Origin of the sequence: Streptomyces sp. NPDC048637 (assembly GCF_040650675.1) — a bacterium.
Classification (GTDB): domain Bacteria; phylum Actinomycetota; class Actinomycetes; order Streptomycetales; family Streptomycetaceae; genus Streptomyces.
The window spans coordinates 76,694-90,533 of record NZ_JBEZHQ010000006.1 but is presented as its reverse complement, the minus strand read 5'-3'; the positions used below and the strand labels follow the sequence as shown (position 1 = coordinate 90,533).

Below are 13,840 nucleotides of genomic sequence, written 5' to 3'. Positions count from 1 at the left end.
TGCGCCCGGCGACAATCGGAACAGGTCGGCTCCCGGGCCGCTCCCGGAGTGTCGTGTGCGGGTTTCGCTACCTGTGCGGGGGCTTTGGCCAGGGTGTTCCGTTCGCGGCGGCGTCGAGGAGGTCGCCGAGGCGGAGCCAGGCTGTGGGCCCCGAGTAGCCGGCGGGGCTTGCCGCGAAGCGTTGCCATGCCTCGCTGTGGCCGCCAAGGGCGGTGCGTACGACGGAGGTGACTGCTGGATGCGCTGCCTGGCCGTGGGGCCCTCTGGCCTTGAGGGCCGTCCAGGCGGGCAGGGCGCGGATCAGCTCGGGGCCGGTGGCAGGCAGGCTCAGCACGGTGTCCGCCCACGCCTCCCGGAGGTTCGGGCCACCGCCGAGGCGCTGGCGCAGGCTCCGGGTCAGGTCCAGCACCGCACGCTGCGGGTCGGAGTGGCGTTCCAGCACGTCGGTGAAGGACACGCCACGGTGGTACACACGGGAGGCGAAGGACAGCAGGGCCTTCTCCACGAGGGCGTCGTCGCCCGGGTGTCGTCGCAGAGAGTCGTTGAGGGTGGCGTCGCGCGCGCCCGCGAGGTCGCGCACGGTGACCTGGTCCGGCGCGCCGAGGGACGCAGTCCGCACCGGGCCGGGATCGGGGAGCGGCTCGGCGATCATCCGCTCGATGGCGTCGAGGAGCTCACGCGCCTGCTGGACATCCGAGTCCAGCCCGTACCTGTCGTACTCCCGGCGCCCCGCCAGTCCCCGCTTCGCATCCCGGCAGATCAGGCGCGCCTTCTCCTTTACGTCTGCGGTCACCACCGGCAGGTGCTGCAGCAGATCGCGCACCCAGCGCAGATCCTCCGCTGAGCGGATCGGCGCTTCTGGGTCGGGCTCCCACAGCTCCAGAGCCACGGCTGAGCGTTCGGCGAACTGCCGGGCCAGGGATGACAGCTGCTCTTCTGCGGCTCTCCAAGGGTGCGGACGCCCGTACTGCTGCGCCTGGTCGGGGTTGAGGAGGTAGCGCCACCTACCGTCTGCTGCCCGGGCGATGCGGGATATGGCCGTCCGGCAGCCGTAGCGCAGGCCGTACGTGTCATCCGACTCAGTTGTGCATCCGTCGGAGTGTCGAGGAGGTCGACCGTCATGCCGGCTTCGGCGATGCGGACGCCGCCCCAGTCGAAGTCGCCGTGGTAGGCGATCGGGCAGCCACAGTCGGTGAGTTGGGTGAGCAGGGCACGTGAGGCGAGGGATAGGTTGCCCTCGACGCAGACGAGCGGTGGGCAGCAGCCACGGTCCAGCCCGTCAGCGGCGGCGGCGAGTACGGCGGGGTTCTCGCAGACCCGGATCGTGCGTCCCGCCACTCCGAGGTCGGATGGTTCCCTAGTGAGCTGACGTAGTGTCAGCAGGCAGGGTTCGCCCCCTTCATGCGCGGCGGCGCGGCGACGTCCTCGGGCCGCAGATGAACGATGAACCGCTCCCTGGCTTCTGCGAAAACGTCCAGGACTCGGCTGTACAGGGCCGCGTTCGGCGCTTGCAGGTAAGCGAAGGGCTGAGGCGGGGAAGCGCTGGACTTGCCGCCGGAATTCGGACTGGACTGCACAGACACGCACCCCAGGCTCGCAGACCGGTCTGACAACGCGGGCGCGAACGGGAAACCGGCCGCGGGGAACGATGGGCGAGCCCGATTTCCTACCGGTGGTAGTATAGGGCTCATGGCTGGTAGCAAGAAGTACTCGATCAGTCTCCCCGAAGACCTCGCGGAGGCCGTACGTGCTCATGTCGGCCCCGGCGGTTTCTCCGCTTATGTGGCCGAAGCCCTGGAGCACAGGGTGGCAATGGACAAGCTCCGCGAGATCGTCGCAGACTTCGAGACCGACAACGACCCGCTCTCCCGGGACGAGGTCGAAGCGGCTCGGGCCCTGCTGCGGCATGACCACCGCGGCGTGGGCGGAGCCGCGGCCTGATGCCCGGCACACTGCTTCTGGACAGTGAGGGCCTGTCGAAGCTCTACCTCAAAGACCGCGGCGTGGTGTCCCTCGTACAGGCGGCCCTGGAGGAAGGCATACGGGTGGCCACGACCGCGATGACCACCCTGGAGGCTGATTACGAGTGCGTGCATCCGGCCCGCATTCGGTGGGTGCTGTCCCGTATCGACGTCCATGACGTCACGAAGAGCGTGGCGGACCAGGCCGCCGCGCTGCTGCGCGGCCACCACCTCCACGGCCATAAGTACGCGATCGACGCCGCCCTCGCCGCCGTCGCACGGGCCGCGCCGGCCCCCGTCACCGTCCTCACTTCCGATCCCGACGACATCACCTTGCTGTGCGGGCCTGTCGTCGTGGTCACCAAGGTCTGAGCACAAGGCGCCGACGGCATCACATACTGCTCCGGCCATGGTTGTGGCTGGTCGTCCTGGCTGGATTCTTGATGGCCTCGCGCTTGGTGCGGGCCTCGGGTCCGGGAGGTTCCCCTCAAGTGTGCCCGGATGCGCGGTCACAACTGCATCGTGGTGCTGGAACTCTCCGCCCGCCGCGAGGATCTCACCGATGTGGGCTTCGTCCGGGGCTACCGGCAACTGGATGCGTTCAAGAAGTGGATGGAGGCGACCCTTGATCACCGTCACTTGACGAGGCAAAGGGGGCCTCCCCGTCGGCAGAAAATCTGGCCGTTTGGATCTTCGACCTCTGGGACGGCCGGCTTCCCGAACTCACCGCGGTAAAGGGCAGCTGACCCCGGACGATCCGTTGGATGCGGGTCGGCGAACGGTGGCGGTGTGAGGCGGCGGGGTCGGCCTTGTAGAGGGGTGCGGGCTTGGCCTGAGGGGGGCTCCCGGTGGCTGGCGGTAACCTCGGCGTATGGAATCTCCCGGTGGCGTCCACCAACTCGGTTCTCTGGTGGAGGAGGTACAGCGACTGGAGGAACTCGGGCGGCTGTCACAGGGGGAGCGGGAGGAGGATTCGGAATTAATTGTCCGCGAGCTGCAGGAGCGCTATGCGCGGTGGTACGCGGCGGCTCTCAGTGCATTGCCGAGTGAATTGCATGCGCGGTTTCAGGGGAAGTATGAAGGGAAAAATCTGCTCAATCCGAAGATCAAGCATTTCTTGAACAATCCTCGCGAGAAGTGGGTGCTGTATACGAAGGTGCCCAGGTTCTTCAAGAGCCACGGCCCATGGCAGTATCCCCTGGACAGCAGCTTTCTCGATCCGCTTCGGGAGCAGAAACAACTGCTGTTGCTGGCGCTCGGGCGGGGGGCTGCAGAGGCTGGGGTGCTGGGTACGCTGGAGCGTCTCTCCGGCATATCGGAGCGACTGGCGCAGGGGCTGGCGATCGCCCAGCGCGAGAGCCGGGGGCGACCTGGATTTCAACTCGACGACGAGTACGATCTACAGCGATTTCTTCATGCATTGCTCGTACTGCACTTTGCGGATGTCCGTCCGGAGGAATCCACTCCCAGCCGGGCCGGCGGTTCTTACCGCATCGACTTTCTCCTCAAGAGGGAGAGAGTGGCGGTGGAAGCAAAAATGACATCGTCATCGCTGGGTGTCAAGAAGATTCGGGATCAGCTCGTGGGTGACATTTTCGGGTATCGACGCCACCCGGAAGCCATCGGCTTGTTCGCCGTCATTTACGATCCCGCCCGACGCATTGATAATCCGCGCGGATTCGAGGAAGGGATGAGTAGTGACGATCCGGATTTTCCGGTGCGGGTAGTGGTCGCGGGCGGATAGGTCATGACCGCGCAGCACAGCCCGTCACGATCACTACCGGCCTCGTAGTGCGTAGGTCTCGGGTTCGAATCGCCGAAGGCGAGCACCCGGCGACCCGTGTCCCCAAGGGGCCACCGGGATGTCCGCCACTCTTGCTTTGGGAATCCTGTGCGACGGCCTGGCCTTTACGAACCACACCGCGATCGCCGCTCCAGTCGCGGGATCAGCCGTCCGATGCCGCACCCCTCGACGGGGCGGCAGTTGCGCCACGAGGGCCGAAGGTCTCTCCGGGTGCTTCGACGGGATCGCGTCGACGTGGCGCAAGGGACCCGGCTCGTTCAGGACCTGGCATCTTCCTCACTGCGGCCCTGTTTACGGGGCCCGGGCGAGCGCTGTAGCGGTGCGGCGCGTGTGCGGTACATCCGGGCCGACCGGCAGGCAGGCATGGGCCACCATGCACCATCCGTCGGCGGGCGAGTGGCCGGCCCGGCAGGCCTCAGCGACGTGCGGCTGAGGGGGACTCAAGGGGGGTGGGGCGGGGGCCTGTTGGCCGGTGGGCGACCCGGTGCGCTCCAGGCGGGCGGGCTAGTGGTGGTGGTGCCGGTGGCGGTGCTGGTGGTGGTGCGAGTGGTGCCGGTGGTGCTGTGGGTGCCGGTGGAGGTGGCGGTGGTGGCGGTGGCGTGGTGCGGCCGTGTGGGGTGTGAGGCGGATGCCGTGTTGGGACAGGTAGGCGAGGGGGTTGATGTCCGTGCCGTAGTGGCGGCTGGTGCGTACCTCGAAGTGGAGGTGGGGGCCGGTGGCGCGGCCGGTGGCGCCGCTGTAGCCGAGGCGGGTGCGGGCGCGGACCTTCTGGCCGGGGCGGACCGTGATGCGGGAGAGGTGGCCGAAGAGGGTGTAGCGGCCGTCGTTCATCCGGATCGTCACGGCCTTCCCGTAGGCGCCCGACCGTTTGGCGAGGACGACGGTGCCGGAGCCCACGGACCTGACCTTGGTCCCGGCGCGGACGGCGAGGTCGATGCCCGTGTGGTGGCCGGCCTGCCAGGTGCCGCGGACGCCGTAGGGCGAGCTGATGCGGTGGCGGGCCTTCGTGGGGTGGCTCCATTTGCCGGCCGGCGCGGCGAGGGCCACCTGGGACGCGGCCAGGGTGAGGACGCACCCCATGGCCGTCGGGGCTATGGCGAGCAGCAGCATTCTGCGCAGCGGGGGGCTTTTGCGGAACGTGGTCATAGTTGCGAGCCCACGCCTTGTGGCGGGTGGTCGCATCCCGGGGCGGGGCACCGGGCCGCCGAACGGGTGGCGGATTGCCCGCCGGGCGGGTCCAGGCGGTCCGGGCGGCCGGTGGGGTGACAGGGCGGCCGGTGGGGTGACGAGCTCGGGCGGCGCCGGTCGCCCGGCTCCCGCGGCGCCGGTGCCGGCTCATGACGTCAGATGCTCGACCGCCTTGAGGACCGCGCCGGCGCCGTCCTCGGCGGCGAGACGGTGGGCGGCGGCGGTGGCGCGGTCGCGGCGGGCCGGGGCGGCGGTGGCCTGGGTGACGGCGTGGGCCAGGCGGGCGACGGCGTGGTCCGCCGACAGCTCCTGGAAGGGGATCGGGGCGGTGGCGACGCCCAGGGAGGCCAGGCGGGCGGCCCAGAACGGCTGGTCGGCGGTGACCGGGACCGGGATGGTGGGAACTCCGGCGCATACCCCCGCGGCGGCGGTGCCGGCGCCGCAGTGATGCACCACCGCGGACATCCGGGGGAAGAGGAGGGCATGCGGGACCTCGCCGATGGTGAGGATGTCGTCGTCCGTGGAGGTGTGGCGGGTGGTCAGACCGGCCCAGCCGGACTGGAGGATGCCGCGGACCCTGGCGCGGCGAAGCGCGGCCGCCGCGAGAGTGCTCAGGCGCTCGCCCTCGCCGCCCGCCATACTGCCGAAGCCGATGAAGACCGGGGGCGGGCCCGCGGCCAGGAAGTCCTCGACGGCGGGCGGGAGTTGGGCGTCCGGCGTATGCCAGGGCCACCAGTTCCCCACCACGTCCAGGCCGGTGCGCCAGTCCGTGGGGCGGGGCACCAGGACCTCGCTGAAGCCGTACAGGACCGGCCGGCCGGCGGCTTCGGCACGGCGGCGGACCGTACGGGGCGAGGCGGGCGGCAGTCCGAGGCGGGCGCGCAGCTCGCGGGCCGCGCCGGCGTAGAGGCGGTCGATGATGCGGAGGGAGAGCCGGCCGGCGGTGCGGTTGCCCCAGCGGCCCAGCGAGCGGCCGCCGCTGACGACCGGGGCGAAGTCGCCGGTGGGGGCGCCGGGCACGAGGGGCAGGTCCAGCGACGGGATGCCCTGCGCCTCGGCGAGGTGGTGGCCGAGCGGTGCGGTGGTGGCGGAGAGCAGGAGGAGGCCGGTGTCCTCGCGGGCGGCGTCGGCGAGGCCGCCGCCCAGTTCCTTGATGAAGGAGGTGGCCTGGCGCATGAGGTCGCGTCTGCCGCCGGGGCGGGTGGGCCGGGCCTGCTCGGCGGCGTCCGAGGCGTCCGAGGCGTCCGCGGTGTCCGCGGCGTCCGCAGTGTCGGTGTGAGGGGCGCGGGGGTCGGCCGGCAGCCGGCGGAACTCCAGGCCGGCGGCGCGTACGAGTGGGGCGTAGCTGTCGTGGGTGGCGAGGGCGACCTCATGGCCGGCTGCGCGGAGCCGGGCGCCCACGCCGGTGTACGGGGCGATGTCGCCGTAGGATCCGGCGGCCGTGATCAGGATCTTTGTCATGGGGCGGTCAGCCTTCTCCGGTCGGGTGGGGTGGGGTGGGGTTGGGTTGGGTTGGGGTTGGGGCATGCGCGGGACCCGTGGTCGCGGGCGGCGCTCAGCTCCGTATCGCGCTCAGCCTCGTGCTGGGCCGGTGCTCGGCCTCGTGCGCCTCTCAGCCCTCGCGACCGCCAGCCGCCCGGCACTTGCCCCCCCCGGGCGGGCACCTGCCGACACCCCCGTGTCCGGCAGATGCCCGCCCGTCAGCCCCCGTACCGGCCGCGGTCCGCCCCTCAGCCCCCGTACCGGCAGCCGCCTGCCGGCAGCCGCCCGCCCGTCAGCCCCCGTACCGGCGCCCGCCTGCCGGCAGCCGCCCGCCCCTCAGCCCCCGCTGCCCGGTGACTGGCGGACCGCGTTGGCGTGTACGGCCGTGCGCAGGTACGGGGCGAGGCCGGGGCGTTGTTCGGTCGGTGGCACGACCAGGGCGAAGGCGCGGGGGTCGGTGGCGAAGTCGTCGGCGATCCGGCCGTGCATGTCGGTGGGGCACGGGGTGAACCAGCGGGCGATGTGCTGCCGGTGCTCCTCCGCGAGGTCCATGGCGGGTGTGCCGTCCGCCGGTTCCCCGGCGTCGAAGGCGGCGAGGAGCCGCAGGCGCCAGTCGGCGGCCTCGGCCATGATCTTCGCCCAGCCGTCCTTGGAGTGTGCGGCGGCCCGGGCCATCGAGCGCTGGTGGCCCTCGTGGTGCTGCCACTTCAGATGGGCCTGGGTGGCGTAGGTGAGGTCGAAGGTCACCTCGCCGAAGACCTCGAACCGTTCCTCGGGGGTCAGTTCCACGCCGGTCTGCTGGACCTCCATGGCGTGTTCGGCTACCTCGACCAGCCGTTGCAGCTTGGTGATCTGGTCGTTGAGGAGGCGGTGCCGGGCGCGCAGCTGGTCCAGGGCGCTGGCCTGCGGATCTCCGAGGATGGTGGCGATCTCGTCGAGGGGGAAGCCGAGTTCCCGGTAGAAGAGGATCTGCTGCAGCCGGGCGAGGTCGGCATCGCTGTAGAGGCGGTAGCCGGCGGGGCTGCGGTCACTGGGGGAGAGCAGGCCGGCCTTGTCGTAGTGGTGCAGGGTCCGCACCGTGATCCCCGCGAAGCCGGAGACCTGCCCGACCGAGTAACTCATCGCAGCGCCTTTCGTCCCGTCACGTCCGGTCGGCCCGCCGTGTTCCGGTGGTGAGGTCACCGGTGGCCGGGGCCGTGCCGCGGCTTCAGAGTGGGGCCCGACGTGGCGTGAGGGTCAAGCGGGGCGGGGACGGGGCGGGTGCCGGGGGCGACCCGCCCCGTCCGGGCCGTACGAGAAGGGGCGGGCGCCGGGGCCCGTCCGGACGGCTCAGCCGTCCGGATACCGGTCCTGCAGCACCGAGTTCACCAGCGCCTGGACGTCCTCCCGGGCCAGTCCCTCGGCGCGGGCCCGGTCCATCCAGGAGCGGAGTTCCTCGCGGAGCAGGGCGTCCGCGGCGGACTCGGGGCGGGCGAGCGTACGGCTGACGAAGGTGCCGAGGCCGGGGCGGGGTTCGACCAGGCCCTCGCGTTCCAGCTCGCGGTAGGCCTTGAGGGTCGTATTGGGGTTGACCTTGGTCGTGGCGGCCACCTGTGCGGCGGTCGGCAGCCGGTCGCCCTCCACCAGGACACCCAACCGCAGTGCCTGCTGGACCTGTTGGACGATCTGGAGGTAGGTGGCGACACCGCTGCGACGGTCGATCCGGAACTCGACGATGCTCACCACCTCTCTGCTTCTTCCGCCCGTGCCGTTCTGCGGGGTGCCGGGGACGGGCTGGCCGACCGCTTGATGATCGGGCCGGCCGTGCCGGGTGTCAAAGCGCCGCCCGGGGGGTTCCGCGTACGGGCGGAACCCGTGGACCGGCGCTCGCACCGTGCGTCGTACGCCGCGCCGTTCAGAGGGGCCGCCGGTGCGCCCGCCACACGACGAACGTGAGCACCACGGCGGCCAGCGCCAGCAGAATCCCCGCGCCCAGCCACTGCATCCCCGCCATCTGCCCGTAGTCGAAGTACTGGGTCACCCGGTTGACGATCCCCAGCTTGGCCCGGCAGGCCTCGGTGTCGCCGTGGACGCAGGTGCCGAAGCCGTAGAGCTTGCCGTCCGCGGTGGACACCCAGTCGTCCATCCGCACGGCGCCGGGCGGCAGGTCGGGGCCGTCGCCGTCGTAGGGGTAGCTGACGCTGCGGAGGGTGCCCAGCCGGCCGATCAGCAGCTCGGACCAGACCAGCGAGGTGACCGCGGCGAGGACGGCGGTGGCCGCCATGGCCCGCACCACCCGCTTGAGCAGCATGCCGAGGGCGATACCGCAGGCGGTCAGGAACAGGGTCCAGGCGACCGGGACGGGGCCGGTGCTGTCGAAGGCCCCGCCCGTCAGCCAGTCGCCGCCCAGGGCCAGGTGGTGCGCCGGCGTCCACAGCCAGGTGAAGGCGGCCGACAGCAGGGCGGAGCACAGCACCGCGACGGTCAGCGGCAGGGTGAGGGTGGCGAAAACCCAGCGGCCGCGGCTCACCGACTGGGTGCTGACCAGCTTGATGGTGCCGTGCTCCTGCTCGCCGGCGATGAGCGGTGCGCCCAGGAAGACGCCGAGGAGGACGGGCAGGTACTCCAGCAGCTGGCTGCCGCTGTCGAACAGCTGGCCGTAGGAGTTCTGGAAGTCGTCGGCCAGCTGCCCGTCGGCGTCGGGGGTAGTACCCCGGCTGTGGAGGAAGTCCATCAGGTCGAAGCGCTGGTAGGCGAAGGTCGCGCATCCCACGACGGTGACCACCAGGGCGAGGCGCAGGAGGGTGCGGTGCCGGCGCCAGACCAGCCAGGGCAGGCCGTGCAGCAGTTCACGGCGGGGGGCGGGGGCGCTGCCGGGGGCCTCGCCGGGGTCCGCCGCGTTGGCCGCCTCGGCGCCGGCGGTGCTCGTCCTGGTCACGCGGCGGCCTCGCGCGGTCCGTCGATCCGCGCCTCGTCCGCGATCAGGGTGGGGGCGTCGGGCGAGCGCAGATAGGCCAGCAGGACCTCCTCCATGCTCGGCGACAGCACCTCCCAGCTGTCGGAGAGCGGGCCGCCGGCCCGGATCAGGGCGCTGAACTGCCGCCCGGTGACCCGGGATTCGACCACGGTGTGCTGCCGCCGCAGCTCCTCGGGTACCCCGTCGTCCCCCTCGGCGACGCCCGTCACCAGCAGGTGCGCGGGTACCAGGTCCTCGGTCTGGCCGGCCATCCGCAGCCGGCCCTCGGCGAGGACGAGCAGGTAGTCACACATGACCTCCATCTCGGAGAGCATGTGGGACGACATCAGGACGGTCGTGCCGTGTTCGGCGGCCTCGGCCATCAGCAGCCCGGACAGCTCGTGCCGGGCGAGCGGGTCGAGGTCGGACATCGGCTCGTCGAGCAGCAGCAGCTCGGGCCGCTTGCCGAAGGCGAGGGCGAAGGCGACGCGGGTGCGCTGGCCGCCCGAGAGGGTGCCGATGCGGGCGCTCAGCGGCACCTTCCCGGACCGGACGATCCGCTCGGCCAGCGCCTGGTCCCAGCGCGGGTTGAGCTCACGGCCCAGCCGCAGTGCCTCGGCCACCGTGAAGCGGGGGTAGAGCGGCTTGTCCTGGGCGAGGAAGGCGACCCGGGCCAGGACGGCCGGGTCGGAGACCGGGACGCCGAACAGCTTCAGCGTTCCGGTGGTCGGCTGTACCAGCCGGGTCGCGGTGCCCAGGAACGTGCTCTTGCCGGCGCCGTTGGGGCCGACGAGGGCGCAGATGTGGCCCGCGGGGAGCCGGAAGGAGCAGTCCCGCAGCGCCCAGCCGCGACGGTACTGCTTCCCCAGTCCTTCGGCCTCGATGGCCCATGGGCTCGGGTCGCTCACCCTGATCCCCCCTTTAGCTAGTTGATTAGTGGAATGAGTATGGGGAGCGGCCCGGATGCCTGTCAACAAATTCGGGCTGGGGCGGGGCCGGGGCGGTGGGGCCGGAAGTCCGGCCGCGAGGGGGCGCAGCGGTGCCCCGGCCACCTCAGCCCTCCGCCACCAGCGACTTCGCCATGCACCGGCTGTCGTCGTACGTCCGGTACAGACCGAACTTCTCGACCAGTGCATAGCCGCACGAGGCATACAGCTCCAGCGCCTCGGGCTGCTTGATCCCGGTCTCCAGCACCATGCGGGAGCGCCCCGCGGCCCGTGCGTCCGCCTCCAGGGCGGCCAGGATCCGCCGGGCCAGCCCCCGTCCGCGCGCCTCCGGGACCACGAACATCCGCTTGATCTCGGCGTCGCCGACCGCGTACCCCTCCGCCGCGTCCTCCTGCCGCCGCCATCCGCCGGTGGCCAGCGGGCGGGCCCCGTCGTACGCGATCAGGTACGTACCGTGAGGAGGGGTGAACATCTCCGGGTCCAGCGGGGTCATGTCGCCGTCGCCGTAGCGCCGGGCGTACTCCTGCTGGACCAGCTCGTCGAGCGTGACCGCGTCGGGGTGGTCATAGGGGACGGGGCGTATCTCCATTCCAGAAATCGTACGGGCGGGCGGGCGCCCGGCGCGACGAGGCGCGGGGGATGGGTATCGTGCCCGGATGCTCACCGTGACCTCTGTGAATGTGAACGGGCTGCGCGCCGCGGCCAAGAAGGGCTTCGTCCCGTGGCTGGCGGGGACCGCGGCGGATGTGCTGTGCCTGCAGGAGGTGCGGGCCGAGACCGCCCTGCTCCCGGACGAGGTGCGCGAGCCCGCGGGCTGGCACACCGTGCATGCGCCGGCGGCCGCCAAGGGCCGGGCCGGGGTCTCGCTCTACACCCGGCGGGAGCCGGACCGCGTCCAGGTGGGCTTCGGCTCGGCGGAATTCGACACCAGCGGCCGCTATGTCGAGGCGGACCTGCCCGGTGTGACCGTTGCCAGCCTCTATCTGCCCTCCGGTGAGGTCGGCACGGAGCGGCAGGACGAGAAGGAACGCTTCATGGCGGAGTTCCTGCCGTACCTCGTCGAGCTGCGCAAGCGGTCCGCGGCGGACGGCCGTGAGGTGGTGGTGTGCGGTGACTGGAACATCGCCCACCAGGAGGCCGACCTGAAGAACTGGAAGGCCAACCGGAAGAAGTCCGGGTTCCTCCCGGAGGAGCGCGCCTGGCTGACCGAGGTCCTCGACGAGACCCGTGGCGGCTATGCGGACGTCGTCCGCGGCCTGCACCCGGACACCGAGGGCCCGTACTCGTGGTGGTCCTACCGGGGCCGCGCCTTCGACAACGACGCCGGCTGGCGCATCGACTACGCCATGGCCACGCCCGGTCTGGCGCAGCGTGCGGTGAAGGCGTATGTGGAGCGGGCGGCCAGCTATGACCAGCGGTGGAGCGATCACGCGCCGGTGACGGTGGTGTTCGACCGGTAAAGCGCGCTGCGGCCCCATCCGGAAGATCCCGATGGGGCCGTGTTGCTGCTGATGGGGCCGCGTTGCTCCCGATGGGGCCGCATTGCTGCCGAACCGCGAGGGCCGGACACTGCCGCTTCGTGTCGCGGTGATCAGTTCGCTACTTGGGGGTGCCCCCGTCCTGCCCCCGCCCTACCCGTTGTCCCCGCGGCTCAGCCGTACGCAGCCCCACGTGCCTGTCGCGACGATCAGTGCTGCCAGGCCGCCGATTGTCCCGCTGTACGCGCCGGGTTCCAGGTCCACTTCCGTGTCCTCCGGACCGGCCGCGCCCTGAGGGTCGTACAGCACGCGCAGTTTGTCGCCCGGATCAACCCTTTCCGCTTCGCAGCCGTCGCTCTCCGACAGCTGAGGTGAGATCTCCCGGCCGTCGCGGGTGCGGAGCGTGCACTTGTCGGTCTTCTGGTTCTTGACCTCGGTCACGACGGCCTCGGTCCACCGGCCTCGTTTCTCCAGTGCCCGCTCGCCGCCGGCCTCTTGGGTGATGATCGCCAGCCCGACTGCGGCGATGACGGCAACGGCGAGCGCGAAGGCGGCCAGTTTTGGCTGCTTCTTGTGAGGGACGCGGCGGAGCACGAGGGTCGGCACCAGGACGAGCGCCAGGGGTATCAACAGCACGGAGGTGAGCCAGCCCACGGCGCGCAGCACGGCCGGCAGCGGCACCACCGGCGTGAACCACATCAGGCCCACCGAGGCCGCAACGCAGGCGCTGTGGAACAGGAACCAGTGAAGGGGGCCCGTACGGCGTCGGGGAGGGGCGTTCTCGGCCGGCCGGGCCGCCCGGTCGGCTCCTGTCGCGAGCCCGGGTATGCCCTTGTCCCCCGCCATGCGCTCCCTCTCCCTCTCCGTCTGCGTCGGCCTGTTGCCGGACGAGCGTACGGGGTGCGGAATCCCGACTGATCAGCGAGGTCTGGTGGCCGGCTCGCTCATCGGGGCGAACGCCACGTCGGCGCCCCACTTGCCGTTGTCGCTGCCCCGCGTGGATCGGAGAGCCGGGCCGGGCGGCCGCTGAGGGATTGCCGCTGCGACCGGCGTAGGGAGATGTTTCGCGGCCTCGCTCATGAAGGGCTCACACTTTGATCGTGTAGCCCGCAGGGGCTTCACGTTTCGCTGACTTTCCATCAACTTGGGTTCTGAGCACATGCGGTGAGAACGGGTGAGGGGAACGGAACCTCGAAATGGATGTCTCGCAGAGTCGCCCTTGAGGCTCGCCGCGAGCTGCCGGAGCGCGGGCGGCCCCCGAAACCGGAACGGCCTGCCGTTTATTCCGGCAGGCCGTCATGCGGGGAGTGGGGTCAGTGGTGCGACCCGGGCGTCAGGAGACGCGGGAGAACTTCACGTAGCCGCCGTTGTCGGGACGCTCGAAGATGCCGCGGAAGGCCCAGTTGATGTAGCCGCCGTCGCCCTGGTTCGTGAACTCGCCGTCCTCGAACACCCAGATGCCGTAGACGACACCGTCATAGGTGGCGGTGCCGAAGGACTGCACACCGTTGAAGTGGTCCTCGTACGGCTGGCTCAGGTTGTGGACCATGACGTTGTACTTGCCGCCGGCCGCGTAGAACGCCGACTCCATGAAGCTCTTGACGAAGCCCTCGCGGTTCTGGGCGGTCTTGATCGACGCCTCGATCTTGTTGGCGATACCGAGAACGTCGACGTTCATGTTGAGGTTCGCGTTGGCACCGACGCTGACCGGCGACTCGCCCGCCGCGGCCGCGGCGGCGACCGGTGCGGCCGACGCCGTCGCCGGGAAGGCGACGGCCGTGCCGGCCAGCGCCGCGCACAGGGCCGCCGCGGCGAGGCTCTTCTTCACGAGGTTCTTCTTGGACATGATTTTTCTCCATGTATAGGGGGTGGCAGACCTCCCCGCCCCCGATGCGGGTGCAGGGGCGGAGAGGCGGCCCGGGGCAGCCGCTGGGGAAAGCCGCTGCGCTGGTGCGGAAACGATGATTCGCGGCCTGGCTCATGATCCGCTCACGTCGTGATCATGGAGTCCGCCGGTGGCCCGCGCTTTTATTGACTTTTCGTCA

At 70.9% G+C, this 13,840-nt stretch carries 17 protein-coding genes; 5 read left to right on the top strand and 12 right to left on the bottom strand.

Going from position 1 to position 13,840, the window contains the following annotated elements:
* Window positions 1–67: 67 nt before the first annotated feature.
* From AB0C46_RS11305 to AB0C46_RS11295, 3 genes are read right to left on the bottom strand one after another with little or no spacing between them, the layout of a single operon-like run.
* On the bottom strand, window positions 68–889 hold the full coding sequence (locus AB0C46_RS11305) for a hypothetical protein (RefSeq protein WP_362827699.1): 822 nt from the start codon (window positions 887–889) through the stop codon (window positions 68–70).
* Window positions 790–1,380 carry a DUF2399 domain-containing protein gene (locus AB0C46_RS11300; RefSeq protein ID WP_362827689.1) on the bottom strand — a complete coding sequence of 197 codons (591 nt, stop codon included), beginning with the start codon at window positions 1,378–1,380 and terminating at the stop codon, window positions 790–792. The genes AB0C46_RS11305 and AB0C46_RS11300 overlap by 100 nt, the downstream gene beginning before the upstream one ends.
* The gene (locus AB0C46_RS11295; RefSeq protein ID WP_362827549.1) at window positions 1,377–1,691 is read right to left on the bottom strand and encodes a DUF2397 family protein; all 315 of its coding nucleotides are present in this window, start codon (window positions 1,689–1,691) and stop codon (window positions 1,377–1,379) included. Before AB0C46_RS11295 ends, AB0C46_RS11300 begins: the two co-directional genes overlap by 4 nt.
* Here AB0C46_RS11295 and AB0C46_RS11290 point away from each other — a divergent pair.
* The 4 genes from AB0C46_RS11290 (at window position 1,690) to AB0C46_RS11275 (ending at window position 3,705) form a co-directional block, all read left to right on the top strand.
* Window positions 1,690–1,941 (top strand): hypothetical protein, encoded by a 252-nt coding sequence (locus AB0C46_RS11290; RefSeq protein ID WP_362827548.1) that lies wholly within the window; start codon window positions 1,690–1,692, stop codon window positions 1,939–1,941. The two genes, AB0C46_RS11295 and AB0C46_RS11290, sit on opposite strands and share 2 nt — an antisense overlap.
* Complete coding sequence (locus AB0C46_RS11285) at window positions 1,941–2,333, top strand: DNA-binding protein (protein ID WP_362827547.1); 393 nt, start codon at window positions 1,941–1,943, stop codon at window positions 2,331–2,333. Before AB0C46_RS11290 ends, AB0C46_RS11285 begins: the two co-directional genes overlap by 1 nt.
* A gap of 129 nt (window positions 2,334–2,462) precedes the next feature.
* Window positions 2,463–2,696 (top strand): hypothetical protein, encoded by a 234-nt coding sequence (locus AB0C46_RS11280; RefSeq protein ID WP_362827546.1) that lies wholly within the window; start codon window positions 2,463–2,465, stop codon window positions 2,694–2,696.
* A 136-nt stretch (window positions 2,697–2,832) separates the two neighbouring features.
* A complete protein-coding gene (locus tag AB0C46_RS11275) occupies window positions 2,833–3,705 on the top strand; it encodes a hypothetical protein (protein ID WP_362827545.1) in 873 nt (290 codons plus the stop codon).
* Window positions 3,706–4,269: 564 nt separating this feature from the next.
* On the opposite strand, the gene AB0C46_RS11270 is transcribed toward AB0C46_RS11275, so the two are convergent.
* The 7 genes from AB0C46_RS11270 to AB0C46_RS11240 all read right to left on the bottom strand — a co-directional run bounded on the left by AB0C46_RS11270 (window position 4,270) and on the right by AB0C46_RS11240 (window position 10,906).
* On the bottom strand, window positions 4,270–4,911 hold the full coding sequence (locus AB0C46_RS11270) for a M23 family metallopeptidase (RefSeq protein ID WP_362827544.1): 642 nt from the start codon (window positions 4,909–4,911) through the stop codon (window positions 4,270–4,272).
* Between the two features lie 189 nt (window positions 4,912–5,100).
* Window positions 5,101–6,414, bottom strand: a complete 1,314-nt coding sequence (locus tag AB0C46_RS11265; RefSeq protein WP_362827543.1) for a glycosyltransferase — start codon at window positions 6,412–6,414, stop codon at window positions 5,101–5,103.
* 357 nt (window positions 6,415–6,771) lie between these two features.
* Entirely contained in the window at window positions 6,772–7,557 is a 786-nt protein-coding gene (locus AB0C46_RS11260) for a MerR family transcriptional regulator (protein ID WP_362827542.1), read from the bottom strand.
* 207 nt (window positions 7,558–7,764) lie between these two features.
* Window positions 7,765–8,160, bottom strand: coding sequence for a GntR family transcriptional regulator (locus AB0C46_RS11255; RefSeq protein ID WP_362827541.1), 396 nt, complete (start codon window positions 8,158–8,160; stop codon window positions 7,765–7,767).
* A gap of 169 nt (window positions 8,161–8,329) precedes the next feature.
* A complete protein-coding gene (locus tag AB0C46_RS11250) occupies window positions 8,330–9,352 on the bottom strand; it encodes an ABC transporter permease subunit (RefSeq protein WP_362827540.1) in 1,023 nt (340 codons plus the stop codon).
* Entirely contained in the window at window positions 9,349–10,278 is a 930-nt protein-coding gene (locus AB0C46_RS11245; protein WP_362827539.1) for an ABC transporter ATP-binding protein, read from the bottom strand. The genes AB0C46_RS11250 and AB0C46_RS11245 overlap by 4 nt, the downstream gene beginning before the upstream one ends.
* 145 nt (window positions 10,279–10,423) lie before the next feature.
* Window positions 10,424–10,906, bottom strand: a complete 483-nt coding sequence (locus AB0C46_RS11240; RefSeq protein ID WP_362827538.1) for a GNAT family N-acetyltransferase — start codon at window positions 10,904–10,906, stop codon at window positions 10,424–10,426.
* A 67-nt stretch (window positions 10,907–10,973) separates the two neighbouring features.
* Here AB0C46_RS11240 and AB0C46_RS11235 point away from each other — a divergent pair, with 67 nt between their 5' ends.
* On the top strand, window positions 10,974–11,777 hold the full coding sequence (locus AB0C46_RS11235; protein ID WP_362827537.1) for an exodeoxyribonuclease III: 804 nt from the start codon (window positions 10,974–10,976) through the stop codon (window positions 11,775–11,777).
* A gap of 171 nt (window positions 11,778–11,948) precedes the next feature.
* On the opposite strand, the gene AB0C46_RS11230 is transcribed toward AB0C46_RS11235, so the two are convergent.
* Both AB0C46_RS11230 and AB0C46_RS11225 read right to left on the bottom strand, forming a co-directional pair.
* Entirely contained in the window at window positions 11,949–12,641 is a 693-nt protein-coding gene (locus tag AB0C46_RS11230) for a hypothetical protein (RefSeq protein WP_362827536.1), read from the bottom strand.
* Window positions 12,642–13,128: 487 nt separating this feature from the next.
* A complete protein-coding gene (locus tag AB0C46_RS11225) occupies window positions 13,129–13,641 on the bottom strand; it encodes a stress protein (protein ID WP_362827535.1) in 513 nt (170 codons plus the stop codon).
* Window positions 13,642–13,840: the final 199 nt, after the last annotated feature.